This window comes from Mycobacterium sp. NGS68 (assembly GCF_059812195.1).
The window spans coordinates 612,646-638,213 of the sequence record NZ_JCALCE010000001.1; the positions used below are offsets into that span (position 1 = coordinate 612,646).

Sequence of the window (25,568 nt, forward strand, 5' to 3'; positions counted from 1 at the left end):
TAGCCCTGCCGACCGGCCCGAAAGCGGCCGATCCGGGACACGTTCGCACGCAGCACGGCCGCCCGACGGATCCGCGAGAAGGACGTCGAGGCCGCAGCTTTGGTGCAGTATTGAGCTACTCAAGGCCTTGATCCGTGGAGGTGGGGTGCTCTTTCGTCAACTGGAGTACTTCGTCGCGGTGGCCCAGGAACGCCACTTCGCCCGCGCGGCGGAGAAATGCTACGTATCGCAGCCCGCGCTGTCGGCGGCGATCGCCAAGCTCGAGCGCGAACTGAACGTCACGCTGATCAATCGCGGACACAGCTTCGAGGGGCTCACGCCCGAGGGCGAGCGGCTGGTGGTGTGGGCCAAGCGGATTCTCGCCGAGCACGATGCGTTCAAGGCCGAGGTGCACGCCGTGCGGTCCGGGATCACCGGGACGCTTCGGCTGGGGACGGTTCCGACCGCATCGACGACGGCGTCGCTGGTGCTCTCGGCCTTCTGCTCGGAGCACCCGCTGGTGAAGGTGCAGCTCCGGTCCCGGCTGGCCGCCACCGAGCTGTACCGGCGCCTGCGCGAATTCGAGCTGGACGCGGCGATCGTGCACCATGCGCCCGACGACGCCCACGACGTCGACCTGGTGCCGCTCTATGACGAGCACTACGTGCTGCTGTCACCGGCGGACATGCTGGCTCCCGGCGCCACGACGATCGGGTGGTCGGACGCCGCGCAGCTGCCGCTGGCGCTGCTCACCGCCGACATGCGCGACCGTCAGATCATCGACGAGGCCTTCGCCGGACACGACATCACGGTCACTCCGCAGGTCGAGACCGATTCCGTAGCTTCGCTGTTCGCCCAGGTGGCCACCGGAAACTGGGCCTGCATCGTGCCGCACACCTGGTTGTGGACGACGCCCGTGGGCGGCGACGTCCGCGCGGTCCAGTTGGTCGATCCCGCGCTGAACGCCGCAATCGGCCTGGCCACCAACGCCGGCGGGCCGGGATCTCCCGTCGCCCGCGCGTTGAAGGAGTGTGCGCAGCAGCTGACGCTCAACGAGTTCTTCGACGCCGCGCTGGTGGGCCTCACCCGCCGACGCTAACCGGTGCGGGCCGCGCTGGTCGGGTTCAGGCTCGCCAGGTGACCGCTTTCCACCCCGGCGGCCGGGTCCAGCGCGCAGTCGATGATCGACGGGCCGTTCGATGCCAGCGCCGCCGTCAGTGCCGCCCGCAGTTCGGAGGGTGTCGCGACGTGGTATCCCTTGCCGCCGAACGCCTCTGCGATCAGCTCGTGTCGCGCGTGCGCGTTCAGCACGGTGGGCGCCGGGTCGGCACCGGCGACCGTTTCGTCGCCGCGGTAGACGCCGCCGTTGTTGAGGATGACGACGGTGACGGGCAGCCGGTACCGGCAGATGGTCTCGATCTCCATGCCGCTGAAGCCAAATGCGCTGTCGCCCTCGATTGCAACCACCGGCCTGCCGGTCTCGACCGCCGCGCCGATCGCGTAGCCCATGCCGATGCCCATCACGCCCCACGTGCCGGTGTCCAGGCGGTGCCGAGGCAGCTCCATGTCGATGACGTTGCGGGCCAGGTCCAGCGAGTTGGCGCCCTCGTTCACCACGTAGACGTCCGGATTATCCTGCAGCACAGAGCGAATGGCGCCCAGCGCGTTGTAGAACCGCATCGGGTGTGGATCCTCGGCCAGCCGGTCCCGCATCTTGGCGTCGTTGGCGGCCCTGCGCTCGGCGAGCTCCTGAGACCAGTCCGCCCAGGCCGCCTGAGCGGCGACGGGCCGCTCGGTCACGCCGTCGAGCAGCGCCGCCAGTACCGACCCGATGTCGCCGGCCAGTGGAGCGGCGATCGGCCGGTTGCTGTCGAACTCCGAGGCGGCGACGTCGATTTGGATGAACTCGGCTGAAGCCGACCACTGCGGCGGCTCGCCGTGCCCCAGCAACCAGTTGAGCCGGGCGCCGACCAGCAGCACCGCGTCCGCGCGGGAAATCGCCAGCGAGCGGGCCGCGGCCGCGGACTGCGGATGCGAGTCGGGCAGTAGGCCTTTGGCCATCGACATCGGCAGGAACGGAATCCCGGTGGTCTCCACGAACGCGCGGACGGCTTCGTCGGCCTGCGCGTACGCCGCGCCCTTGCCCAGCACGATCAGCGGTCGCCGGGCCCGCGCGAGCACGTCCAGCGCGCGATCGACGGCTTCCGGTGCCGGCAGCTGGCGGGGCGCCGGATCCACCACGCGCCACACGGACTCGGCCGCCGCCGTGGCATCCATCGCCTGGCCCAGGACCTCGCCGGGGATGTCGAGATACACCCCGCCGGGGCGCCCGGAGATCGCGGTCCGAATGGCGCGCGCGACCCCGCGGCCGACGTCCTGAACCCGGCCGATCCGATACGCCGCCTTAGTGAACGGCCTTGCGGCATTGAGCTGGTCGAGGTCCTGGTAATCACCGCGTTGCAGGTCCACGATCGCTCGGCTGCTCGATCCGGAGATCTGGATCATCGGGAAGCAGTTGGTGGTGGCGTTCGCCAGCGCGGGCAGCCCGTTGAGAAACCCGGGTCCCGATGTCGTCAGGCAGACGCCCGGGCGGCGGGTGAGGAATCCGGCGGCGGCCGCGGCGTTGCCGGCCGACGTCTCGTGCCGGAAGCCGATGTAGCGGATGCCGGCCGCCTGGGCCGTGCGGGCCAGGTCGGTGATCGGGATGCCGACCACGCCGTAGATGGTGTCGACGTCGTTGGCCTGCAGCGCGTCGACGACGAGGTGAAAGCCGTCGGTCAGCGCGCCGGCGGGTTCCGAATCTTTGGTCATGCGAACCAATGTTGTCCGGCGGCCGCGCGGCGTCCAAGACCGGCCCGCTATGCAGTGATCAACGTCGTGTATCGATTCGGCATCGGCGCAGGTCGGAGCAACTGGCACCTGTTTAATAGGGCTTGGTTATCAATGGTGAGCGAATGGGTATTAGACGACCCAGGACTATGTCCGGCATGGTGCGAAGGACAGTGCTTTTCTATCTCACCCATCGGAGAACCAGGAGCACGGCCGATGACGATCACCAGCAGCGAGATCATCCGCACCGACGAATTGGCCCCCGCGAAGGAGACCAGCACCATGCCCAGCTCGCGCATCGCCGATCTCGTCCAGGTGGCGGCGACCCGTCGCCCGGACGCCGCCGCGCTCGTCGTCACCCCCGATCGCACGGCCATCAGCTACCGCGACTTGACTCGCCTGGCCGTCGACCTGGCCGGCCAGCTCAAGCGGCACGGCCTGGCGACGGGTGACCGCGTCGGGTTGCGCGCCGGCAGCAACGCCGAATTCGTCGTCAGCCTGCTGGCGGCCTCCCGGGCCGACCTGGTCGTCGTCCCCCTGGACCCGGCGCTGCCCGTCGGTGAGCAGCGCGCCCGCTGCGAGGCGGCGGGTGTGCGGGTGGTGCTGGTCGACGGCCAGGGTCCCGAGGTGGCCGGCGACCCCGAGCCGGCGCTGCGGTGGTGGCGCGTGGCGGTGGACGCCAACCCGGGGGGCCCCTCGGTGCGGCTGGATGCGGCGACGGCGCCCACCCGGGTGGACTCGGGCCCCGCCGGGCTGCGGCGCGACGACGCGATGATCATGTTCACCGGCGGGACGACGGGCGTGCCGAAGATGGTGCCCTGGACCCGCAGCAACATCGCCGGGTCCGTGCGGTCGATCATCGCCGGATACCGGCTGGGCCCGCAGGATGCGACCGTGGCCGTGATGCCCCTGTACCACGGCCACGGGCTGATCGCGGCGCTGCTGTCCACCCTGGCGTCGGGTGGGGCGGTGCTGCTGCCCGCCCGCGGCCGATTCTCGGCGCACACGTTCTGGGACGACATCGAGGCGGTCGGGGCCACCTGGTACACGGCGGTGCCCACCATCCACCAGATCCTGCTGGAGCGTGCCAAGGGCGAGGCGCGGACCGGGCGGGCCACGCTGCGCTTCATCCGCAGCTGCAGCGCGCCGCTCACCCCGGAGACCGCGCAGGCGCTGCACGACGAGTTCTCCGCGCCGGTGGTGTGCGCCTTCGGCATGACCGAGGCCACCCACCAGGTGTGCACCACGAGCATCGACGGAGACGAAAGCCCGGCGGGGACTACCGGTTTGGTCGGCCGTTCGACCGGTCCGCAGATCCGCATCGCGGGGCCGGACGGGCGACCGCTGCCCGCGGGTACGGTCGGCGAGGTCTGGCTGCAGGGGCCGACGGTGGTCCGGGGCTACCTCGGCGACCCGGCGATCACCGCCGCCAACTTCACCGACGGCTGGCTGCGTACCGGAGACCTCGGGTCGCTGTCGCCGAGCGGCGACCTGAGCATCCGCGGCCGGATCAAGGAACTCATCAACCGCGGGGGCGAAAAGATATCGCCGGAGCGCGTCGAGGGCGTGCTGGCCACCCACCCCAACATCCTGGAAGTGGCCGTGTTCGGGGTGCCGGACAAGATGTACGGCGAGACGGTGGCCGCGGTGGTGGTGCCCCGGGTGTCACCCGCGCCGACGCCCGCGGAACTGGCGGTGTTCGGCCGCGAGCGACTGGCGGCCTTCGAGGTGCCCGCCAGCTTCCGCGAGGTCAGCGAGTTGCCCCACACCGCCAAAGGATCACTGGACCGGCGTGCCGTGAGCGAGCAATTCGGCCGCGGCGCCTGACGCCGAGATGTTGCCCCATGCCGCCCGCGCACCCGAATCGCCGATGCGGTAGGTCTGCACCAGCACCGTGACCGCGGCGACGACCACCAGCGCCGAGACCGCCGCGTACACAGGGGTTTTCACCGCGCGCCCGCGGGCCTGGCGAACGTGGACCGCGGTGAGCAGTGCCAGCGCGGCCACCAACGCGGCCACCATGTAGATCAGCGTCTCCCCGAGCGAGGCGTGGTTGTTGAGCACCGGCGACGACGGCCCGACCTTGCCCAGCAGCCACTCGCCCGAGCTGGCGGTCAACGGGGTCAGCACGACGGTGGCCGCGGCGAGCGCCAGCACCAGCCAGATCAGGCGCCGGCGCGCGGCCGGCCACAGCGCGCAGGCGATCGCCAGCAGCGCCGTCAGCGGGCCCAGGACGACGACGAAGTGGTTCAGCAATATGTGGGCGGGCAGCCCGTTGACCACAGAGATCCCAGACATGGCTCCCGGTTTACACGGTCAGGCACTCGTTTTCACCTTGGCGGCCGCGGATTCCGGCATCGGCTCATAGCGGGCGAAGGACCGCGTGAACGACGCGGCCCCGTGCGCCAGCGAGCGCAGGTCGATCGCGTACCGGGTCAGCTCGACCTGGGGCACCTCGGCCTTGACCACCGTACGATCGTGGCCCGCGGTATCGGTGCCGAGCACCCGGCCGCGACGGCTGGACAAGTCGCCCATCACCGCGCCGACGAAGTCGTCAGGCACCAGCACCGAGATCTCGTCGATCGGCTCCAGCAGGACCACCCTGGTCGCGGCCGCCGCTTCGCGCAGCGCCAGCGAGCCGGCCATCTGGAACGCGAAGTCCGAGGAGTCCACGCTGTGGGCCTTGCCGTCGAACAGGGTGACGCGCAGGTCGACCACCGGGTAGCCGGCGTGCACCCCCTTCTCCATCTGCGCGCGGACGCCCTTTTCCACGCTGGGGATGTAGTTGCGCGGGACCGCGCCGCCGACCACCTTGTCGACGAACTCGAACCCGGAACCCTCTGGCAGCGGCTCGACCTCGATGTCGCACACCGCGTACTGGCCGTGACCGCCGGACTGCTTCACATGGCGGCCGTGGCCTTTCGCCTTGCCGGCCAACGTTTCTCGCAGCGGAACCCGCAGCTCCACGGTGTCCACGGTCACGCCGTACCGGTTAGCCAGCGCGTCGAGGACCACCCCCGCGTGTGCCTCACCCATGCACCACAGCACGATCTGGTGCGTCTCCTGGTTCTGCTCGATGCGCAGCGTCGGGTCCTCCGCGGCCAGCCGGCCCAACCCGACCGACAGCTTGTCCTCGTCGGCCTTGGCGTGCGCCGCAATGGCAATGGGCAGCAGCGGCTCGGGCATGGTCCACGGCTTGAGCACCAGCGGCTCGGACTTGTCGGACAGCGTGTCACCCGTCTCGGCGCGACTGAGCTTGCCGATCGCGCAGATGTCGCCGGCCACGGCGGCCGGCGCGGGCCGCTGCTGCTTGCCCAGCGGGAAGGACAGCACGCCGATGCGTTCGTCCTCGTCGTGGTCGGGGTGGGTATTACCGGCCCCGCCGCCATTCCCGTCCGCGCCCCCGAAGAACGACGAAAAATGGCCCGACACGTGCACGGTCGCGTCGGGCTTGATGGTCCCGGAGAATACCCGGACCAGGCTGACCCTGCCGACGTACGGGTCCGACGTCGTCTTGACCACCTCGGCCAGCAACGGCGCGCCGGCCTCGCAGGCGAGTTCGGCGTGCGGGGCCCCCGCGGGCGTAAACACTTCCGGCAGTGGGTGTTCCATCGGCGACGGGAACCCCCGGGTGGCCACCTCGAGCAGCTCCAGGGTGCCGACGCCGGTGCCGCTGCACACCGGGATCACCGGGAAGAACGAACCCCGCGCCACGGCCCGCTCCAGGTCCTCGATCAGCACCGACTCGTCGATCGTCTCGCCACCGAGGTAGCGCTCCATCAGGGACTCGTCCTCGGACTCCTCGATGATCCCTTCGATCAGGCTGCCGCGCGCCTCCTCGATGCGGTCGGCGTCCGCCGAGTCCGTCGGGCCGACGGTCCGGGCGCCGTCGGAGTAGGTGTACCGGTTCTGCGACAGCAGCCCGATCAGGCCGTCGGAGGCCGGGAGATAAAGGGGTAAAACCTTGTCGCCGAACGCATTCTGCGCGGCGTCCAGTGCCTCGGCGTAGTTGGCCCGGGCGTGGTCGAGCTTGGTAATCACCACTGCGCGGGGCATGCCGACCTGGCTGCACTCCTGCCACAGGGATTTGGTCGGCTCGTCGACGCCCTCGTTGGCGGCGATGACGAACAGCGCGCAGTCGGCGGCGCGCAGCCCGGCCCGCAGCTCGCCGACGAAGTCGGCGTATCCGGGGGTGTCGACGAGGTTGATCTTGGTGCCGTCGTAGGACAGCGAGGCCACCGCGAGGCCCACCGATCGCTGCTGGCGGATCTCGGCGTCGTCGAAGTCACAGACAGTGGTTCCCTCGGTGACCGAACCCGGCCGCGATAGCACACCGCCCGCGACGAGCAGGGCGTCGACGAGGGTGGTCTTGCCACCGCCGGACGGCCCCACCAGGACTACGTTGCGGACGCCGCCCGGGCTGTCCGCGGTGGGAGCGGCGCCCGCTCCCTGGGAGGTATTCGCTCTGTCCGCCATGGTGATCCTCCAGTTCTCCCGGGTAGCCCGCCCCGCCCGCGAGCGGGCAGGTTCCCTCCCGGGTGTGTCCCAGACCACAGGAGGCCTAAGCAACTTTTCCCCCAACGGACGTCCAGCACAAGAGTCGGTCCTGCCGACGTGGCGGGCCCTTTCAGCCGTGCCAGCCGGACCAGCGCCGCACCACGACCGCGATCACCGGGCCGTCCAGCGGAACCGATTGGTACTGCGTGTATTTCGCGCGCAGCAGCCGGTATCCGGCGTCCATCTGCGCGTCGTCGGAATGAATCGTGGCGATGCCGTCGGCCCGCGCCCACCACAAGCGCGTCCAGTCGTCGGCGTAGTGGTCGACCAGCAGGCTGACCCGCGGATTGCATTCGATGTTGGCCAGGCGCCGCAGCCGTCGGGTGGATTTCGGCTTGCCGTCGACGGCGGTGTAGACCATGTCGTTGTCGACCGCGAACACCACCGGAACCAGGTGCGGCGCGCCGTCGGGGCCGACGGTGGCCAGTCGCGCCACGGGGGACTGGGCAAACCTGGCCGCCGGGTCGGTCCCGCTCACCGAACCAGCTTATGCGGGCTTCAGGCGCAGATCGCGCCCGCGAGGGTTAAAACCCTGTGAGTTGGCTACGGTGATCTAGAAAAAGCCGTGCAGTCCAGACCCCGGGACTGAAACAATTCTGGTTCTTCCCCCGACGCAGGAGGTTACGGGATGAGCAAAGCGCACCACCGCTGGATCAGGTGGTCATGGTTGGTCGGCGTGCTGGCCGCGTTCGGGCTGGGCCTGGGCCTGGTGTCGCCGCCGGTTCATGCCGCTCCTGCCCATCCGGCCGCCCCGGCGCTCGGCGGCCTGGCCGAACGGCCCCCGGTGCCGCTTGACCCCGCGGCCATGGTCGCGCCGCAGGTGGTCAACATCAGCACCAGGTTCGGCTACAACAACGCCGTCGGCGCCGGAACGGGCATCGTCATCGATTCCAACGGCGTCGTGCTCACCAATAATCACGTGATCTCGGGCGCCACCGACATCAACGCGTTCAGCGTCGGCGACGGCCGCACGTACGGCGTCGACGTCGTTGGTTACGACCGCACCCAGGACATCGCGGTGCTGCAGCTGCGCGGCGCCGGCGGCCTGCCCGCCGCGGCTATCGGCGGTGGCGTCTCGATCGGTGAGCACCTGACCGCGCTCGGCAACGCCGGCGGCGCGGGCGGAGCACCGAGCGTGGTGTCCGGCCGCGTCGTCGCCCTCAACCAGTCCGTCTCGGCCACCGACACCCTGACCGGCGCCGTGGAGAATCTCGGCGGCCTGATCCAGGTCGACGCGCCGATCAAGCCCGGTGACTCGGGGGGACCCCTGGTCAACCAGGGCGGGCAGGTCGTCGGAGTCAACACCGCCGCCACCGACAGCTTCAAGATGTCCGGGGGACAGGGCTTCGCCATTCCGATCGGCCAGGCGATGGGAGTCGCCAACGCCATCCGCGGCGGCGCCTCCTCCAACACCGTGCACATCGGCCCGACGGCCTTCCTCGGGCTCGGTGTCGTGGACGCCGGCGGCGGTGCCCGCGTCGAACGCGTGGTCGGCAGCGGCCCCGCGGCGGGCGCCGGCATCTCCGCCGGAGACGTCATCACCCAGGTCGACGGCACGCCGATCAACTCGGCCACCGCGATGACCGATGTGCTGGTCCCGCACCACCCGGGCGACACCATCCTGATCACCCTGCGCACCAAGTCGGGTGATGTCCGCACGGTCAACGTCACGCTCGCCGACGGCCCCCCGGCCTAGCGTCGCGTATACTGCCCCCTCGCCAATTCATTTGTGGCCCGCCATGATTCCGGACGCGGCGCCTCGGGTACACGTGGCATCGTGGATTTGATGAACGACGCAGACCGCGCTGTTGACGTTGTCGAGCACCACTCCCACCGCGCGGGGGAGGGCAGTCACGTCGAGGCGGGGGTGGTCGAGCATCCGACCGCCGACGACTTCGGTCACGCCGCCAAACTGCCCGCCGATCCGACCTGGTTCAAACACGCGGTGTTCTACGAGGTGCTGGTCCGGGCGTTCTTCGACGCCAGCGCCGACGGCTCCGGTGACCTGCGGGGGCTGATCGACCGCCTCGACTACCTGCAGTGGCTGGGGATCGACTGCATCTGGCTGCCGCCGTTCTACGATTCGCCGCTGCGCGACGGCGGGTATGACATCCGGGATTTCTACAAGGTGCTGCCCGAATTCGGCACGGTCGACGATTTCGTGGCGCTGCTCGACGCGGCGCACCAGCGCGGAATCCGGGTGATCACCGATTTGGTGATGAACCACACATCGGAGTCGCACCCGTGGTTCCAGGAATCACGCCACGACCCGGACGGCCCGTACGGCGACTTTTATGTCTGGAGCGACACCAGCGACAAATACACCGACGCGCGGATCATCTTCGTCGACACCGAGGAGTCGAACTGGACCTTCGACCCCGTCCGGCGACAGTTCTACTGGCATCGGTTCTTCTCCCACCAGCCCGACCTGAACTACGACAACCCGGCCGTGCAGGAAGCGATGATCGACGTCCTGCGGTTCTGGCTCGGCCTCGGCATCGACGGGTTCCGGCTGGACGCAGTGCCGTACCTGTTTGAGCGCGAGGGCACCAACTGCGAAAACCTGCCCGAGACGCACGCCTTCCTGAAGCGGGTGCGCAAGGTGGTCGACGACGAGTTCCCGGGCCGGGTGCTGCTGGCCGAGGCCAATCAGTGGCCCGCCGACGTCGTCGAATACTTCGGTGACGCGACCACCGGCGGCGACGAATGCCACATGGCGTTCCACTTTCCGCTGATGCCGCGCATCTTCATGGCGGTGCGCCGCGAGTCACGCTTTCCCATCTCGGAGATCCTGGGCCAGACGCCGCCGATCCCGGACATGGCCCAGTGGGGGATCTTCCTGCGCAACCACGACGAGCTGACGCTGGAAATGGTCAGCGACGAAGAACGCGACTACATGTACTCCGAGTACGCCAAGGATCCGCGGATGAAGGCGAACGTCGGGATCCGCCGGCGGCTCGCGCCGCTGCTGGAGAACGACCGCAACCAGATCGAGCTGTTCACGGCGTTGCTGCTGTCGCTGCCGGGGTCGCCGGTGCTCTACTACGGCGATGAGATCGGCATGGGCGACGTCATCTGGCTGGGGGACCGCGACGGCGTCCGCACCCCGATGCAGTGGACGCCGGACCGCAACGCCGGGTTCTCTACCGCCAACCCCGGCCGCCTGTACCTGCCGCCCAGCCAGGACCCGGTCTACGGCTACCAGGCCGTCAACGTCGAGGCGCAGCGCGACACATCGACGTCGCTGCTCAACTTCACCCGCATGATGCTGGCGGTGCGCCGCCGGCATGAGGCGTTCGCCGTGGGCGGATTCCAGGAACTCGGCGGGTCCAACCCGTCGGTGCTGGCCTTCGTTCGCCAAGCGCCCGGGGAGCACGGCGACACGGTGCTCTGCGTGAACAACCTGTCGCGGTTTCCCCAGCCGATCGAACTCAACCTGCAGCATTGGAACAACTACACGCCGGTCGAGCTGACCGGACAGGTGAACTTTCCGCACATCGGCCACCTGCCGTATCTGCTCACCCTGCCCGGGCACGGGTTCTACTGGTTCCAGCTGTGTGCATCTCAGGAGGAGCAGCACCCATGACGACCCCAGCCCAGCTGGCGGCCAGGCTGCCATGGTCGGAGTGGCTTCCGCAGCAACGTTGGTACGCCGGACGCAGTCGCGAGCTCGTGAGCGCCGAACCGGGCGTCGTGGTGCCGTTGCGTGACGACCTCGACCTGGTCCTGATCGACGTCGCCTACGCCGACGGCTCTTCGGAGCGCTACCAGGTGATCGTGCGGTGGGATTCCGCGCCGGTCTCCGAATTCAGCACGGTGGCCACCATCGGGGCCGCCGACGACCGCACCGGCTTCGACGCGCTGTACGACGCCAGCGCCCCGCAGTACCTGCTGTCGCTGATCGACTCGTCGGCCGTGCGCGAGGCGTCGGGCACCGAGGTGGCGTTCGCCGCGGAACCCGGCGCCGGGCTGCCCCTGGACGCGTATCCGCGCGTCCTGGACGGCGAGCAGAGCAACACCAGCGTGATCTTCGACCCGTCGGCGATCTTCAAGGTGTTCCGCCGGGTCAGCACCGGCATCAACCCCGACATCGAGCTGAACAGGGTGCTGGCCCGCGCCGGCAATCCGCACGTGGCGCGCCTGCTCGGCGTCTACGAGATCGCCGCGCCGGACCAGTCGGACGATGCGGCATGCCCGCTGGGCATGGTGACCGCATACGAGGCCAACGCCGCCGAGGGTTGGGCGATGGCCACGGCCAGCGTCCGCGACCTGTTCGCCGAGGGCGACCTGTACGCCCACGAGGTCGGCGGCGACTTCGCCGGCGAGTCCTACCGGCTCGGCGAAGCCGTCGCTTCCGTGCACGCCACCCTCGCCGACCGGCTCGGCACCGCCCAGGTGCCCTTCCCGGTGGACCACATGCTGGACCGGCTCTCGGCGACCGTGGCGGCGGTGCCCGACCTGGAGCCCTACGCGGCCACCATCGAGCAGAGATTCCACAAGCTCGCGGAGCAGACGATCACCGTCCAGCGGGTGCACGGCGATCTGCACCTTGGACAGGTGCTGCGCACCCCGGAGAGCTGGTTGCTGATCGACTTCGAGGGCGAACCGGGACAGCCGCTGGACGAGCGGCGGGCCCCCGATTCGCCGCTACGCGACGTGGCCGGCGTGTTGCGCTCCTACGAGTACGCCGCGTACGGGCCGCTGGTGGACCACACCGCGAACAACGAGGACAAGCAGCGGGCCGCCCGCGCCCGGGAATGGGTCGAGCGCAACCACGCCGCGTTCTGCGACGGCTACAGCGCAGCTTCAGGCACTGACCCACGGGACTCGGCGTTGTTGCTGGCGGCCTACGAACTCGACAAGGCCGTCTACGAGACAGGCTATGAGGCGCGGCACCGCCCGGGATGGCTGCCGATACCGCTCCGGTCGATAGTCCGGCTCACTGCTGCGTAGGGTAGGCAAATGGCCGGCGAGATCAACAACAGCGAAACGCGGCTGTCATGGGTACTGGCGGGTCTGGCGGGGGTGCTGGGAGCAACGGCGTTCGCCCACTCCGCCGGCTACTTCGTGACCTTCATGACCGGCAACGCGCAGCGCGCCGTGCTCGGCTACTTCCGCGGCGATGTCGTGCTGTCGGTGACGGCCGGCCTGTTGTTGCTGTGCTTCGTCAGCGGCGTGGTGGTTGCCTCGGTGTGCCGGCGGCATTTCTGGGTGGCGCACCCGCACGGCCCTACCGTGCTGACCACCTTCAGCCTGGTGCTGGCCACCACGATCGACATCATCGTGGGCAGCTGGAGCCAGTCCCAGCTCGACTTCATCCCGATCATGGTCGTCGTGTTCGGCGTCGGCGCCCTGAACACGTCGTTCGTCAAGGGCGGCGAGGTCTCGATCCCACTCAGCTATGTGACCGGCACGCTGGTCAAGATGGGCCAGGGCATCGAGCGCCACATCGCCGGCGGACAGGCGGCCGACTGGCTCGGTTATTTTCTGCTGCTGTTCAGCTTCATCTTCGGAGCCACGGCCGGGGGTCTCATCAGCACGTTCGTCAGCGGCACCCAGATGCTGGGGATCGCCTCCGTCATCTGCGCCGTGACGACCGCCTACACCTATTTCCACCAGGACCGCCAGGCGTTGTTAAACAAGGAAGACGAAGACGAAAACGAGGCGGAGCCCAGAGCGGAAACCCTCGACTAGGGCACGGCGCCCCGCCCAAAAAAGCATCGGCAGCAGCGCTGGCCGTTGCACTGCTGCCGATGCCGGCTTGGGTTATCTCGTTGAGCGCCTTACGTGCGGTTGGTGCCGGCGCTGAGCACCTGCAGGATGTCGGGCTTCATGGCGACCAGCTGCTGGTTCCAGTAGTTCCACGAGTGCGTGCCGTTGCTGGGGAAGTTGAACACCCCGTTGCGTCCGCCCGAGGCCGTGTAGGTCTGCTGGAACGTCTGGTTGGTACGCAGCGTCAGGCCTTCCAGGAACTTCGCCGGCATGTTGTCGCCGCCGAGGTCGCTGGGCGTGCCGTTGCCGCAGTACACCCAGATCCGCGTGTTGTTGGCGACGAGCCGGGGAATCTGGACCATCGGGTCGTTGCGCTTCCACGCCGGGTCGCTGGACGCGCCCCACATGCTGTTGGCGTTGTAGCCGCCCGAGTCGTTCATCGCGAGCCCGATCAGCGTCGGCCACCAACCCTCGGACGGGTTCAGGAAGCCCGACAGCGAGGCCGCGTAGGGGAACTGCTGCGGGTAGTAGGCGGCCAGGACCAGCGCCGCGCCGCCCGACATCGAAAGGCCCACTGCCGCATTGCCGGCCGGCGACACCTGCTTGTTGGCCTGCAGCCAGGCGGGCATCTCCTGGGTCAGGAACGTCTCCCACTTGTAGGTGTAGTTCTGGCCGTTGCCCTGCGACGGCTGATACCAGTTGCTGTAGAAGCTGGACGTGCCGCCGACGGGCATGATCACCGACAGACCGGACTGGTAGAACTCCTCGAAGGCCGGGGTGTTGATGTCCCAGCCGTTGTAATCGTCCTGTGCCCGTAGGCCGTCGAGCAGATAGACGGCGTGAGCCCCGCCCCCCTGAAACTGCACTTTGATGTTGCGGCCCATCGACGCTGACGGGATCTCGAGGTACTCCACTGGCAGACCGGGCTTGGAGAACGCCCCCGCGGTCGCCGTGCCGCCGACAGCGCCGACGAGACCCGACAACAGGGCAGCGCCCGTCGTCGCGATCGCCAGCTTGCGCAGCATCTTTTCCAAGAACGACATGTGTCCTGCCCATCCCAACTCGGTGGAATCTGTTCTGGGCGAGTCAAACACAGGGGCAGTGCGCATCTCGCGCGTCGCGGCCGGAGCGCGACGTCGCGGTTGGCTAACGATTGGGCGTCGGCCCGGACTCGTGGCCCCGGGGTCAGGACACCAGGCGGCGCAGCAGCGTCGACGACGTCGCGATTCCGATCACCGCCGCCGCCACCAACACCACGATGTCCAGAGGGCGGAACGGCGCGCCGATCAGCAGCGCGCGCAACGCGTCCACCTCGTAGCTGAGCGGGTTGACCTTGCTCAGCACGTGCAGCCAGGCCGGCATCACGTCGACGGGATACAGGGCGTTGGACGCGAAGAACAGCGGCATGGTGATCGCCTGCCCGATCCCCATCAGGCGATCGCGGCTGCGCACCAGCCCGGCCAGGGTCATCGACAGGCACGCGAAGAACGCGGCGCCGAGCATGACCACGCCCATCGCCGCCAGGATGCGCAGCGGGTTGAGGGTGAGGCCGACTTTCATCAGATAGGCCAGCGCCATCACGCCGACGACCTGGGCCACCGATCGCACGCCCGCCGCGAAGGCCTTGCCGGTGATCAGCGCCGACGCCGGCGACGGCGTCACCATCAGCTTGGCGAGGATGCCGGCGTCGCGGTCCCAAATGATCTGAATGCCATAGAAGATCGAGATGAACAGCGCCGATTGCGCGATGATCCCCGGCGCCAGAAACGCCAGATAGGACACCGACCCGGTGTTGATGACGTGCAGGTGGCTGAACGTCGTGCCGAAGATCAACAGCCACAGCGCCGGCTGCACCATCCGGGTGACGAGTTCGGTGCGGTCGTGCCGCAGCTTCTGCAGTTCGACGACGGCGAATGTGCTGATGCGGCTCAGCGTGGCGCCGACCCGCTGCCACCCCCGTGGGGCGCGGACCAGGGTTATCGTCGGGACGTTTCGTTTCACGACTTGGTCAGCCTGCACGACGCGCAACCTTTCTGCTGGAACGGATTTCGCGGATCCCGGTGGACTCCTCGTGGGCTTCGTCCAACCCGGAAGCCGCGTAGTGGCGGAAGACGTCTTCGAGCGTGGCGTGCGGCGACCCGTTGGATATGCGCGCCTTCAACACGTCCGGCGTGCCCACGGCCTGCAGCGCGCCGTGATGCATCAGCGCCACCCGGTCGCACAGCGTGTCGGCCTCTTCCATGTAGTGGGTGGTCAGCAGCACGGTCATGCCGAACTGGGCTTGCATGTGCTGCACCTGGGTCCACACCCGGTCGCGCGCGATCGGATCCAGGCCCACGGTCGGTTCGTCGAGCACCAGCAGTGACGGCCGGTTCACCAGCGCTTGGGCCACCTCCAGGCGCCGGACCATGCCCCCCGAGTACGTCGAGGCCGGCCGATCGGCGACGTCGAGCAGTTCCATGGCGTCCAGCGCCTCGTCGACCCGGCCGGACCGGTCGGCGCGCGGTACCCCGTACAACCGGGCGAACCACTGCACGTTCTGCCGTCCGGTCAATGCCGGCTCGATCGAAAGCTGTTGCGGGACATAGCCTATGTTGCTGCGGATATCCATGGTCTGCTTGCGGGCGTCCATTCCGAAGATGCGCAGCTCGCCCTGCTGCACCGGCGTCAACGTGGTCAGCATGCGAACCACCGTCGTCTTGCCGGCGCCGTTGGGTCCCAGCAATCCCATGGTCTCGCCGGGCCGCACCTGCAGTGTCAGGTCGTCGACGGCGGTGAACTTGCCATACCGGAACGTCAGGTTCCGGCAGTCGATCGCCATCGGCAGTGTGCCGTTCATGAACGTCGCTCCTGCAATAGTCGGGTCATGGTGTCCAGGACCTCCAATCCCTTTGTCAAGTCGTCGATCTGGTCGTCGTCCAGCTCGTTGAGCACCTCGGACAGCACGGCCCGCCGGGCGGCCCGGGACGCGTCGACGATCTGCTGGGCGGGCTCGGCCAGGCGCAGTTGCCCGACGCGGCGGTCCGTCTCGCAGACGGACCGGACCAGCAGACCGCCGGCCACGAGTTTGGAGACCAGGGTCGACGCGGTGTTCGGCACCAGCCCGAGCTCGGCCGCGGCCGCACTGACCGAGATTCCCGGTTGACGGCCGACGAGATACAGCAGCTCGGACTGCGACTCCGACAGCCGCGAGGATTCGAACCCGCGACCCGCCGACCGGCGGAGTTGCCGACGGAATCTGCCGATCACCCGGAACACATCGGTGACTGGATCGCTGCGTGACTTCACTGTATCGATAATACCTCTGTATACGAGCTAAATATGTGTGCGAGCTGTGTAGGGGCTTTGGCTTGGTGTCGACTGCTACTTCTCGACCCGACGCAGGGCCACGTCCGTGAGCGCGCCGTCCTCGGCGCGTCCCGTCATGTAGGTGCAGAACGGCTGCCGTCGGCGATCGGTCGGCGAACCCGGATTGAGCAGGCGCAGGCCCGTTTTCGTCGTCGTATCCCACGGGATATGGCTGTGCCCGAACACCAGCACATCGCTGTCCGGGTAGAGCCGCGACATTCGGGCCTCGCGGCCGTTGGCGGCGCCGGTCTCGTGCACCACCGTGAAGCGGACCCCGCCCAGCGTCACGTCGGCGCGCTCGGGCAACCGTGCCCGCAGCACCGGACCGTCGTTGTTCCCCCAGCACGCCACCAGCCGGGCGGCCCTGGATTCCAGCAGGTCGAGCAACTCCGGAACCACCCAGTCACCGGCGTGCACGACGACGTCCGCCTGCGCCACCTCGTCCCACACCTGCGCGGGCAGGTCACGCGCGCGTCGCGGGACGTGGGTGTCGGCGATCAGCAGCAGCCGCACGGATCTTGCGTCAGTCGAGGGCGAAGGGGTGAACCTGCAGGTCGCACAGGCCCTCGTTGCGCCCGACGGTGATCGGGACGTCGAACTCCTGCCACGTTCCGGGGGGCACCACGCGCAGGCGCACCTCGGTGGGTCCGGGATAGGTCGTGCACGTCGCATCGCCGGCGGCGATCCATTCGACCATCGCGTGGGCGCCGCGGGCGGGGTCCACTGTGATGGACTTGTCGGGCTCGGCGCCACCGAGGTATCCGCTGGGCGTCTGTCTGGCGGAGACCGGCGCGCCACCCGGTACCAGCGCGTCGACCGTCGGATAACCACGCAGCTGACAGGAGCTGACGTTGGGCAGCACGGTGAAGTTCAGCAGTACGGCCCGATGACCGGCTCCGGCCTGCGGCGGGCCCGCGGCAACGGCGAGCTGCTGGATGTCACAGGTGGCGTCCGGTTCGCCAGGGACAGCACTCGCGGGGCCCGCGCCGACCGTCAGGGCCGTGAGGGCCGCCATCCACACCGCCGGTTTCGTCTGCATGTCCCTAGTAGACACTGCCGACGCCGGTCAGGACAGGCGGATGGCACGATGTGGGTTGATCAGCCTAAGCAGAGGAGACACCCATGCGCACTTTCGAGTCCGTCGCCGACCTCGCATCCGCCGCGGGCGAGACCCTCGGGCAGAGCGACTGGGTGACCATCACCCAGGAGGACGTCAACCTGTTCGCCGACGCGACCGGTGATCACCAGTGGATTCACGTGGACCAGGAGCGCGCGGCGAAGGGGCCATTCGGCAAGACCATCGCGCACGGGTACATGACGCTGTCGCTGCTGCCGCGGCTGATGCACCAGATCTACACCGTCAACGGCGTCAAGCTGGCAATCAACTACGGCCTCAACAAGGTTCGCTTCCCCTCGCCGGTGCCAGTCGGGTCGCGGGTGCGTGCCTCGAGCACGCTGGGCACCGTGGACGACGTCGGCAACGGCGCCGTGCAGGCGACCGTGTCGACGACCGTCGAGATCGACGGCTCGGCCAAGCCGGCCTGCGTGGCGGAAAGCGTCGTCCGCTACCTCACCTGAGTGGCGCCCGGCGCTAAAACTCGGCGATCGCGTGCTCGAGCCGATCGGCCAGCCGGGCCTGGGCTTCCGCGCGCCGCGTCGGGATGTGCTGCGACGGGAACGGCGTTGTCACCGGCTCGTATTCGCGCAACGTGCGACGGGCCACCGTCATCTTGTGCAGCTCGGTCGCGCCGTCGGCGATGCCCAGCGACTCGGCGCCGACCATCATCTTGACGAACGGCATCTCGTCGGAAACCCCGAGCGCCCCGTGCAGGTGCATGGCCCGCTGCGCCACGTCGTGCAGCACCTGCGGCATCGCGACCTTGACCGCCGCGATGTCGCGACGGACCTTCTGGTAATCGTCGTGCTTGTCGATCAACCAGGCGGTGCGCAGCACCAGCAGCCGGAACTGCTCGATCTGGATCCAGCTGTCGGCGATCTTCTCCTGCGTCATCTGATAGTCGGCCAGCCGCCCGTGCCTGGTCTTGCGCGACACCGCGCGCTCGCACATCATGTCAAACGCCTTGCGGGCCAGGGCGATCGTGCGCATCGCGTGGTGGATGCGGCCGCCGCCGAGCCTGGTCTGGGCGATCATGAACGCCTGACCCTCGCCGCCGAGCACATGGTCGGCGGGCACGCGGACGTTGTGGTAGCGGACGTAGCCGTGGCTGGCGTGCTTCGACGAATCCCCGCCCACGCCGACATTGCGCACGATCTCGATACCCGGCGTTTCGGCGGGCACGATGAACAGCGACATCTTGTCGTAGGTGCGCGACTCCGGGTTCGTCACGGCCATCACGATGAAGAACGACGCGTGCTTGGCGTTGGAGGAGAACCACTTCTCGCCATTGATGAGCCAGTCGTCACCGTCGCGGGTTGCCTGCGTGACGAACATTCCGGGATCGGAACCCCCCTGCGGCTCGGTCATCGAGTAGCAGGACGTGATGTCGCCGTCGAGCAACGGCTGCAGGTAGCGGGCCTTTTGCTCGTCGGTGCCGAACAGTGCGAGAATCTCGGCGTTCCCCGAATCCGGTGCCTGACAACCGAACACCGACGGCGCCCAGCGGGATCGGCCGAGGATCTCGTTGAGCAGCGCGAGCTTGACCTGACCGAAGCCTTGGCCGCCGAGCTCGGGCCGCAGGTGCGCCGCCCACAGTCCCTGGTCCTTCACCTGCTGCTGCAGCGGCCGCAGGATCGCCATCATCTCGGGGTTTTTCTTGTCGTAAGGGTCGAGGGCGACGAGGTCGAGCGGTTCCAGCTCCTCGGCCATGAATTTTTCGACCCAGTCCAGCTTCGCCTGGTATTCCGGGTCCGTTTCGAAGTCCCACACGTCTCGGCCACCGTTCCCCGGTGCAGCGCCGCACCGGCTTTTGTTGGATGCTAGACGGTCTGAACGTCGGACGGCGACCAGAATGCCCGCATCGAGGTGATCTTGGCGTCGTCGTCGAACGTCATCAGCGAGATCGGCGAGATCCGGGTGCGCGTCTCGCCGGCCTGCAGCGTGAGGTGCCACAGGAACGCGGCTTGGCCCGCGCCGACCCGCAGTTCGGCGAGTTCGGTTTCCTTCTGCAGATCCTGGACGTTCGCGTAGAACCCGTGGATCGCGTCGCGGCCGCGCAGCACGTCCGAGCCGATCGGATCCTCGAGGGAGGCGTCGTCGGTGTACAGGGTCAGGACATCGTCGGCGGTGCCCGTGGCTACGAATTCCAGGTAGCGCTTGACGGTCTCGGCGACGGCTTCGTTGGACGGCATGGCCTCGGACGCTACACCGTCGCGGCCCGAGCCTGTCTACTGGGACTAAACCAGCCGCACGACGTCGAGCGGCACCTCAGTCGCCTTACCATCCGCGCCGCGATCGACGAAATAGGCACCGCCGCTTTGGTTCTCCGCGACAGCCCCGGCAAGAGACGTGCAGTGGTAGATCACGCCCACGCCGTCATCGGTCGCATACCCAGGCGGAATGGTCCGCTGCGCGATGAGCCGATGGAACAACGGCCTGCGTTCGGCCTCGGAGTCGTAATGCACCCCATTGGAATACGGCACCAGACCAAGTCCATCGGTCACCGGTCGCAGCGCAGGACCGTAAGAGTCGGTCGTCCCGCCGACATGCCAGCAGATCGAGCCCGCGGAGACGCCCGTCAGGACCACACCGGCCCGCCACGCCGCGGCCATCGCGACGTCCACCTCGTGTAAGCGCCACAGCGCAAGCAGCGCCGCCACGCTGCCACCGCACACCCACACCACGTCGCTGCCGAGCAACTGCGCCGTGATGTTCTCCACGTTGGGCATCGGAACCAGCGACACGTGCGACGCGAAGAACCCGCGCTCCTGCGCGGCGGCAAGAAGATTGAACACCGCGGCCGGGCTGTCTCCCTGCGCCGTCGCGAGAAAACAGACGCGGGGCGCTCGGCCGGAAACGCCGGCGAGGTCGACCGCGTACTCCGTCAACGCGCTGAACTCGTAGCGGATCCGTCGGCCCTCCCTGATCCCGCCGCTGGTAGCTACGATCGTCGGCGCGTCTGCAGGCATGCCGACAATCTAGCCCCGCGCTCCGCCGAGATAGGCGGATATGACGTCGGCGAGCATCTGGCGTTCGCGCGAGCTGTCCAGCGGTTCCGGCAAGGTCAACTGCACCGCCACCAGGCCGCGGATGGTGGCCCAGACGAGGTTGCCCAGGCGGGCGGCGTCCGACGGCGCCAGGCCGGGCCCCAGGTGCCGGCCGATCTCGGTGAGGCGCTGGGTCATTGCGGCCAGGTGGGCATTGGCGGAGGACGTGCGGGCGCCGCGGGTGGCGATCAGAATCTCCAGGGCGGCCATCGACGTGGGGCTGGAGAACGCGTGCCAGACCGCGTCCACGATGAACGCCGGCCGCTGTCGTGCGTCGGTCGCCACGGCCTGCGCCGGCAGCGCGTCGAGGGTCTGCAGCAGTTCGCCGAACCCCTTGTCCACCACCGCCATCAGGATGCCGTCCAGATCGCCGAAGTGGTATTGGACCACCCCCCACGTCAGGCCGGCGCGCTCGGTGATCTGCCGCATGCTGGGCGGAGCGAACCCCTCCTGGAGGACGTAGCGCACCGTCTCGTCGATGACGGCCTGGCGGCTGCGCTCGGCGCGGGCCTGACTGCCGGTGGCGGGCCGCCGGGGTGCCGTCATGCTGCGCCCGACGCGCCGGTCCCGCTTGAGGTCCCTTCACCTGCGGCGAACGTGAACTCACCGCGAAAAAACGGACGAAATCTCGCAGTGCTTTCACGCACGGCGAGGGGGGACGGGCGCCGTGGGCGCGGGGTCACGTCAGGACCCCGCGGACGACCCGCCTCACGTCAGGACCGGGGGCACCGGCCACAGGGGCGCGCTCATCTCGGCCAGGGAGCCGTAGTGGCCGGGCTGATTACCGGCCCGCGTCGCGCTGATCCGGGCATCGAATTCCGGCGAGTTCGTGCCGTCTCGCATGATGTCAACCATTGCGGCGCTTGCCATTCCGACGTCGAAGATGTCGCGTTGCCAGGACCAGCTGCGGTGACCGCTGTACTGGAACCAGCTGCCGCCCAGCCCCTGGATCTCGTAGGGCTCGCCGCTGGGCGAGGGGAAGGTGGACAGCTGGCGCCACAGCCCGAACGCCTGTCCGGAACGGTCGTCGAACAGCACCGTCTGATACGGGTAGATCCAGCCCTGGAAGCCAAGCATCTCGGCGCCCAGTGCCAGGTCGCGAATCTCCTCGCGGCCGTTGGCCATGAATTGGTCGGTGGGGGAGTAGGACCATCCGTAGGTGGCGTCGGGCTCGTAGAAGTCGGCCATCACGCCCCAGTCGCCGGAGTCCTGCGCCCGGCGGTTCACCTCCAGCCAGTCGTTCCAGAACTCGTCGAACTCATCGCGGTCAAATGCCATGCAGGAATGATTACACTTGTAATGTTTCTGCACAAGGGTCACCCGGGATGCTGCCGATGATTCGTGCGGCCGGGCCGATCCTCAGCGCAGCCTGGGCAGCACGCTGGTGCGGTAGAACTCGATGGCCGTGAGCGGATCGTCCTGGGGAAAGTGCAGGAACGGCACGGCTCCGGCGTCGAGAACCTTCTGCACCGCGCCGATGTGGGTGGCCGGATCGACGCCGACGGCCCAGTTGGCCAGCACCTTGTCGGTGGGGTTGGACTCGGCGGCGCGCTGGATTTCGACCGGGTTGGGCTGGTCGACGGCGCCGGCGGTGAACCGCCACAGCGTGGCGGCGCGGGCGGCGGCGGCGGTGTCGCCGACGACGGCGAACAGCTCGGCCCGCTTGCCGAGCGTGCCCGGGTCGCGGCCGGCCCGCTGCGCGCCGGCGGTGAGCGCGGCGAGCAGTTTCGGATCCCCGACGTCGCGGGCCTGGGTGATCCAGCCGTCGCCGTACTGACCGGCCAGCGTGGCGCTCTTGGGCCCGCTGGCGGCGACGAAGATCGGCGGCGGCGTCGGTGGCACGTCGTAGAGCTTGAGCGAATTTGTCGGAAAATAGCGGCCCGAGAACGAGATTCGCTCGCCGGTCCACAGCCGGCGGATCAGCTCGATGGCCTCGACCAGCCGGTCGTGCCGTTCGGCGTAGTTGCCGTAGGTGTTGGTGGCGGCTTGTTCGTTGAGGCGCTCACCGGTGCCCAGCCCCAGAAACACCCGGCCGGGGCTCAGGATCGCCAGCGACGCGAAGGCCTGGGCGACGGTGGCCGGGTGGTAGCGGTAGGTCGGGCAGGTCACGCCCGTGCCGAACGAGATGCTTTTGGTTCCGCTGCCCACCAGTGCGAGGGTCAGCCACGGAAACATCGAGTGGCCCTGGTTGTCCTGCCACGGCTGCAGGTGGTCGCTGGCCCACACGTACCCGAAGCCGGCCTTTTCGGCGGCCTGGGCCTGCGCCACCAGTTGGTCGGCGCGGAATTGCTCGTGCGACAACACAACTCCCACCCCCTTGCCCGACGGCGTGGCCGGGTTAGCCGGGTTAGCCGGAGTGGCCGGGCCCCGCTGGGTGGCACAGGCCGCGCCCAGCGCGCCGACCCCGGCCAGCGCCGCGCCGAATGCCCGCCTGGAGATACCGGTCATCGGATGCGATTACCCGCCGTTGTGGCGGCCACACGTCCCGCTACCGTGGTTGGGGTGACCCCGCAGGTCCGGCCCGCGCAGAAATCCGACGTCCGCGCGCTGTCACGCACGCTGGCCCGGGCGTTTTACGACGATCCGGTCATGATGCACCTGCTTCCCGAGGATAAGACCCGGACGGCGCATCTGGGCCGGTTGTTCGCGGCGCTGACCCGCCATCACTATCTGGCTCGCGGTGGCGTCGAGGTTGCCTGCGTCGGAACGGACATCGGTGCCGCGACGCTGTGGGCACCGCCGGACCAGTGGCTCGACACCGCCCGCGAGGAGCTTGCGATGGCGCCGTCGCTGCTGCGGGTGTTCGGCTTGCGGGTGTCGATTGGGCGTGCCGTGCAGGAAGCGATGAAACAGGTCCACCCCGAAGAGCCACACTGGTACCTGGGCACCATCGGCAGCGACCCTTCGGTGCGCGGCCAGGGCTACGGCCAGGCGTTGCTACGGTCCAGGCTGCAGCGTTGCGACGCCGAGCACTGCCCGGCCTACCTGGAGTCGTCCAAGCCCGAAAACGTGCCGTATTACCAGCGTTTCGGCTTCACCGTCACCGGCGAGTTCACGTTGCCGCGCGGCGGGCCGCCGATCTGGCAGATGTGGCGTGATCCGCAGTAGCTAGCGGGGGCGGTCGCTGCTCTGCCAGCCCGCGACGCCGATGGCGATCATCCGCAGCTGTTTGACCGCGATCCGGTGGATCTCCTCCAGCGCCTCGGCGCTCTGGGCGTCCTCGATCGCCTCGGCCGTGGCGATCATTGCGTTGACGAACAGGCTCGCCAACACGTTGAGATCCTCGGTACTCCATTCGTTCAGTCGCGGGAACCGCGCCAGGTCGGTGGCCAGCTCGGAGACGATCAGCCGGATCTCGGTGCGGATCGCGTAGCGCAGCACCGAAACCCCGGTCGAGCGTTCGCGGGAGATGAACCGCCAATGCTCACGCTGTTCGGCGACGCTGCCGACCAGGATCTCGACGGACGATTCGATCACCCGGCTCGGGTCGAGCTTGCCGGCCCGCGCGCCGCGCAACGTGTCGCGCAGGGACCGAAACGACTCGTCGATCAGCACCAGCCCCAGCGCCTCCATCGAGTCGAAGTGGCGGTAGAACGCCGCGGGCACGATGCCCGCTTCGCGGGTCACCTCACGCAGGCTCAGGCCGCTGAAGCTGCGGTCGTTGAGCGCCTTGAGCGCCGCGGCGATGATGGCGCGCCGCGTGGCTTCCTTGCGTTCCTCGCGCGACCCCGTTTCGCGGGCCCCTTCGCGGGCGCGGTCACGGCCGGGTCGCCGAGAGTGTGAGCTAGGAGTACGACTGTTCACTATGTGAACCGTAACACAGAGCTGCCGAAACCCTTGACCACCTGCGCAGAACGATGTCACGGTGTACACATGTTCACTCAAACTTTCACTCGGACGATCGCCAAGCGAGTCCTGAGTTCTGACCTCGTCGATCTGCTCACCGGCCCCCACGGCGTCGACCGGTACACCGAGCTTGTGACGCCGACGTGGACGTCGGGCGAGGCCCGCGCCAAGGTGGTCGATGTGCGGCGGACCACGCCGCGCAGCGTCACGCTCACCCTGGCTCCGAACGCCGCGTTCACTGACCGCTACACGGTCAGGGCGGGACAGTTCGTCAACGTGACGGTGGAGATCGACGGCCGGATGCACTCGCGGTGCTACTCGCCCGCCAACGTCGAGGGCAGCACCGAACTCGAGTTCACGGTCGGTGTGCACGACGGCGGGCTGGTCTCGACCTACCTGTACGAACGCGCCCGCCGCGGCATGGTGGTCGGCCTGGACGGTGTCGGCGGCGACTTCGTGCTGCCCGGGGCTTCGCCCGCCGAGCGGCCCCGTCGCATCCTGTTCGTCTCCGGCGGCAGCGGCATCACGCCCGTGATGGCGATGCTGCGCACCCTGATCGCCGAGCGGCATGCCGGCGAGATCGCGTTCGTGCACTACGCCCGTACCCCCAAGGAGGCCGCCTACCGCGAGGAACTGGCCGCCCTGCGGGGGGTCCGGGTGCTGCACGGGTTCACCCGTTCGGGTTCGGGTGAGCTGACCGGCCGCTTCGGTGCCGAGCACCTGGCCGCCGCGATGGAGTCACCGGACGCGGTGTTCGTCTGCGGTCCAACCGCTTTGGTCGAGGCCGTCAAGAAGCACTGCGCCGAGGCGCACTGTGAAAAGGTGTTCACCGAAAGCTTCGTGCCGCCGGTGATCGAGGCCCCGGCCAACCCGACGGGCGGGCGGGTGACGTTCGCGGACAGCAAGGTCGACGTCGAGGACGACGGGCGTCCCCTGCTGGAACAGGCCGAATCGGCCGGCCTCACGCCGCAGAACGGCTGCCGGATGGGCATCTGCCACACCTGCACGCGCCGCAAGACCTCCGGCACCGTGCGCAACCTCATCACCGGCGCCGTTTCTACCGCACCCAACGAGAACGTGCAGATCTGCGTCACCGTCCCCGTCGGCGACGTCGATATCGCCCTCTGACCAAC

The 25,568-nt window shown here is 68.6% G+C and carries 26 protein-coding genes; 9 read left to right on the top strand and 17 right to left on the bottom strand.

The features are described from left to right. Positions 1 to 145 precede the first annotated feature (145 nt). Positions 146 to 1,078, top strand: a complete 933-nt coding sequence (locus tag AC5Y5V_RS02745) for a LysR family transcriptional regulator (protein ID WP_499931044.1) — start codon at positions 146 to 148, stop codon at positions 1,076 to 1,078. Here AC5Y5V_RS02745 and oxc read toward each other — a convergent pair. Beyond that, positions 1,075 to 2,790 carry an oxalyl-CoA decarboxylase gene (oxc, locus tag AC5Y5V_RS02750; protein WP_499931045.1) on the bottom strand — a complete coding sequence of 572 codons (1,716 nt, stop codon included), beginning with the start codon at positions 2,788 to 2,790 and terminating at the stop codon, positions 1,075 to 1,077. The two genes, AC5Y5V_RS02745 and oxc, sit on opposite strands and share 4 nt — an antisense overlap. Positions 2,791 to 3,090: 300 nt before the next feature. On the opposite strand from oxc, the gene AC5Y5V_RS02755 reads away from it, so the two are divergent. Then, positions 3,091 to 4,635, top strand: coding sequence for a FadD7 family fatty acid--CoA ligase (locus AC5Y5V_RS02755; RefSeq protein ID WP_499931110.1), 1,545 nt, complete (start codon positions 3,091 to 3,093; stop codon positions 4,633 to 4,635). On the opposite strand, the gene AC5Y5V_RS02760 is transcribed toward AC5Y5V_RS02755, so the two are convergent. From AC5Y5V_RS02760 to AC5Y5V_RS02770, 3 genes are all read right to left on the bottom strand, one after another. Next, entirely contained in the window at positions 4,588 to 5,097 is a 510-nt protein-coding gene (locus tag AC5Y5V_RS02760) for a DUF2231 domain-containing protein (RefSeq protein WP_499931111.1), read from the bottom strand. The genes AC5Y5V_RS02755 and AC5Y5V_RS02760 overlap by 48 nt on opposite strands. 27 nt (positions 5,098 to 5,124) lie before the next feature. Then, a complete protein-coding gene (locus AC5Y5V_RS02765) occupies positions 5,125 to 7,284 on the bottom strand; it encodes an elongation factor G-like protein EF-G2 (protein ID WP_499931046.1) in 2,160 nt (719 codons plus the stop codon). Between the two features lie 151 nt (positions 7,285 to 7,435). After that, positions 7,436 to 7,843: a TIGR03668 family PPOX class F420-dependent oxidoreductase gene (locus AC5Y5V_RS02770; RefSeq protein ID WP_499931047.1), complete on the bottom strand. Its 408-nt coding sequence runs from the start codon at positions 7,841 to 7,843 to the stop codon at positions 7,436 to 7,438. A 150-nt stretch (positions 7,844 to 7,993) separates the two neighbouring features. On the opposite strand from AC5Y5V_RS02770, the gene AC5Y5V_RS02775 reads away from it, so the two are divergent. The 4 genes from AC5Y5V_RS02775 to AC5Y5V_RS02790 all read left to right on the top strand — a co-directional run bounded on the left by AC5Y5V_RS02775 (position 7,994) and on the right by AC5Y5V_RS02790 (position 13,059). Then, positions 7,994 to 9,061, top strand: a complete 1,068-nt coding sequence (locus tag AC5Y5V_RS02775) for a S1C family serine protease (RefSeq protein ID WP_499931048.1) — start codon at positions 7,994 to 7,996, stop codon at positions 9,059 to 9,061. A 90-nt stretch (positions 9,062 to 9,151) separates the two neighbouring features. Further along, positions 9,152 to 10,951: a maltose alpha-D-glucosyltransferase gene (gene treS / locus AC5Y5V_RS02780; RefSeq protein ID WP_499931049.1), complete on the top strand. Its 1,800-nt coding sequence runs from the start codon at positions 9,152 to 9,154 to the stop codon at positions 10,949 to 10,951. After that, the gene (locus AC5Y5V_RS02785) at positions 10,948 to 12,318 is read left to right on the top strand and encodes a maltokinase N-terminal cap-like domain-containing protein (RefSeq protein WP_499931050.1); all 1,371 of its coding nucleotides are present in this window, start codon (positions 10,948 to 10,950) and stop codon (positions 12,316 to 12,318) included. The genes treS and AC5Y5V_RS02785 overlap by 4 nt, the downstream gene beginning before the upstream one ends. Before the next feature lie 9 nt (positions 12,319 to 12,327). Beyond that, complete coding sequence (locus tag AC5Y5V_RS02790) at positions 12,328 to 13,059, top strand: YoaK family protein (RefSeq protein ID WP_499931051.1); 732 nt, start codon at positions 12,328 to 12,330, stop codon at positions 13,057 to 13,059. An 89-nt stretch (positions 13,060 to 13,148) separates the two neighbouring features. On the opposite strand, the gene ag85C is transcribed toward AC5Y5V_RS02790, so the two are convergent. The 6 genes from ag85C to AC5Y5V_RS02820 all read right to left on the bottom strand — a co-directional run bounded on the left by ag85C (position 13,149) and on the right by AC5Y5V_RS02820 (position 17,464). Beyond that, the gene (gene ag85C, locus AC5Y5V_RS02795) at positions 13,149 to 14,120 is read right to left on the bottom strand and encodes a diacylglycerol acyltransferase/mycolyltransferase Ag85C (RefSeq protein WP_499931052.1); all 972 of its coding nucleotides are present in this window, start codon (positions 14,118 to 14,120) and stop codon (positions 13,149 to 13,151) included. A 142-nt stretch (positions 14,121 to 14,262) separates the two neighbouring features. Then, a complete protein-coding gene (locus AC5Y5V_RS02800; RefSeq protein ID WP_499931053.1) occupies positions 14,263 to 15,096 on the bottom strand; it encodes an ABC transporter permease in 834 nt (277 codons plus the stop codon). Further along, positions 15,086 to 15,916, bottom strand: coding sequence for an ATP-binding cassette domain-containing protein (locus AC5Y5V_RS02805; RefSeq protein WP_499931054.1), 831 nt, complete (start codon positions 15,914 to 15,916; stop codon positions 15,086 to 15,088). The genes AC5Y5V_RS02800 and AC5Y5V_RS02805 overlap by 11 nt, the downstream gene beginning before the upstream one ends. Beyond that, positions 15,913 to 16,374: a MarR family winged helix-turn-helix transcriptional regulator gene (locus tag AC5Y5V_RS02810; RefSeq protein WP_499931112.1), complete on the bottom strand. Its 462-nt coding sequence runs from the start codon at positions 16,372 to 16,374 to the stop codon at positions 15,913 to 15,915. The genes AC5Y5V_RS02805 and AC5Y5V_RS02810 overlap by 4 nt, the downstream gene beginning before the upstream one ends. A 66-nt stretch (positions 16,375 to 16,440) precedes the next feature. After that, on the bottom strand, positions 16,441 to 16,938 hold the full coding sequence (locus tag AC5Y5V_RS02815) for a metallophosphoesterase family protein (RefSeq protein ID WP_499931055.1): 498 nt from the start codon (positions 16,936 to 16,938) through the stop codon (positions 16,441 to 16,443). A gap of 10 nt (positions 16,939 to 16,948) precedes the next feature. Beyond that, entirely contained in the window at positions 16,949 to 17,464 is a 516-nt protein-coding gene (locus AC5Y5V_RS02820) for a DUF4232 domain-containing protein (protein ID WP_499931056.1), read from the bottom strand. Between the two features lie 83 nt (positions 17,465 to 17,547). Here AC5Y5V_RS02820 and AC5Y5V_RS02825 point away from each other — a divergent pair, with 83 nt between their 5' ends. Continuing rightward, complete coding sequence (locus AC5Y5V_RS02825) at positions 17,548 to 18,003, top strand: MaoC family dehydratase (RefSeq protein ID WP_499931057.1); 456 nt, start codon at positions 17,548 to 17,550, stop codon at positions 18,001 to 18,003. Between the two features lie 13 nt (positions 18,004 to 18,016). Here AC5Y5V_RS02825 and AC5Y5V_RS02830 read toward each other — a convergent pair whose 3' ends face one another. The 6 genes from AC5Y5V_RS02830 to AC5Y5V_RS02855 form a co-directional block, all read right to left on the bottom strand. Next, positions 18,017 to 19,312 (bottom strand): acyl-CoA dehydrogenase family protein, encoded by a 1,296-nt coding sequence (locus AC5Y5V_RS02830; RefSeq protein ID WP_499931058.1) that lies wholly within the window; start codon positions 19,310 to 19,312, stop codon positions 18,017 to 18,019. A 50-nt stretch (positions 19,313 to 19,362) separates the two neighbouring features. Beyond that, positions 19,363 to 19,734: a nuclear transport factor 2 family protein gene (locus tag AC5Y5V_RS02835; RefSeq protein WP_499931059.1), complete on the bottom strand. Its 372-nt coding sequence runs from the start codon at positions 19,732 to 19,734 to the stop codon at positions 19,363 to 19,365. Between the two features lie 45 nt (positions 19,735 to 19,779). After that, positions 19,780 to 20,511: a Type 1 glutamine amidotransferase-like domain-containing protein gene (locus AC5Y5V_RS02840; protein ID WP_499931060.1), complete on the bottom strand. Its 732-nt coding sequence runs from the start codon at positions 20,509 to 20,511 to the stop codon at positions 19,780 to 19,782. Positions 20,512 to 20,520: 9 nt separating this feature from the next. Next, positions 20,521 to 21,135: a TetR/AcrR family transcriptional regulator gene (locus tag AC5Y5V_RS02845; RefSeq protein ID WP_499931061.1), complete on the bottom strand. Its 615-nt coding sequence runs from the start codon at positions 21,133 to 21,135 to the stop codon at positions 20,521 to 20,523. A gap of 162 nt (positions 21,136 to 21,297) precedes the next feature. After that, entirely contained in the window at positions 21,298 to 21,867 is a 570-nt protein-coding gene (locus AC5Y5V_RS02850) for a nuclear transport factor 2 family protein (protein ID WP_499931062.1), read from the bottom strand. An 81-nt stretch (positions 21,868 to 21,948) separates the two neighbouring features. Next, on the bottom strand, positions 21,949 to 23,037 hold the full coding sequence (locus AC5Y5V_RS02855) for a F420-dependent hydroxymycolic acid dehydrogenase (protein ID WP_499931063.1): 1,089 nt from the start codon (positions 23,035 to 23,037) through the stop codon (positions 21,949 to 21,951). A gap of 54 nt (positions 23,038 to 23,091) precedes the next feature. Here AC5Y5V_RS02855 and AC5Y5V_RS02860 point away from each other — a divergent pair, with 54 nt between their 5' ends. After that, positions 23,092 to 23,697: a GNAT family N-acetyltransferase gene (locus tag AC5Y5V_RS02860; RefSeq protein WP_499931064.1), complete on the top strand. Its 606-nt coding sequence runs from the start codon at positions 23,092 to 23,094 to the stop codon at positions 23,695 to 23,697. On the opposite strand, the gene AC5Y5V_RS02865 is transcribed toward AC5Y5V_RS02860, so the two are convergent. Continuing rightward, positions 23,698 to 24,393 carry a TetR family transcriptional regulator gene (locus tag AC5Y5V_RS02865; protein ID WP_499931065.1) on the bottom strand — a complete coding sequence of 232 codons (696 nt, stop codon included), beginning with the start codon at positions 24,391 to 24,393 and terminating at the stop codon, positions 23,698 to 23,700. A gap of 69 nt (positions 24,394 to 24,462) precedes the next feature. Between AC5Y5V_RS02865 and AC5Y5V_RS02870 the strand changes: the two genes are divergently transcribed. Further along, positions 24,463 to 25,563 carry a flavin reductase family protein gene (locus AC5Y5V_RS02870; protein ID WP_499931066.1) on the top strand — a complete coding sequence of 367 codons (1,101 nt, stop codon included), beginning with the start codon at positions 24,463 to 24,465 and terminating at the stop codon, positions 25,561 to 25,563. The last annotated feature ends 5 nt before the right edge of the window (positions 25,564 to 25,568 follow it).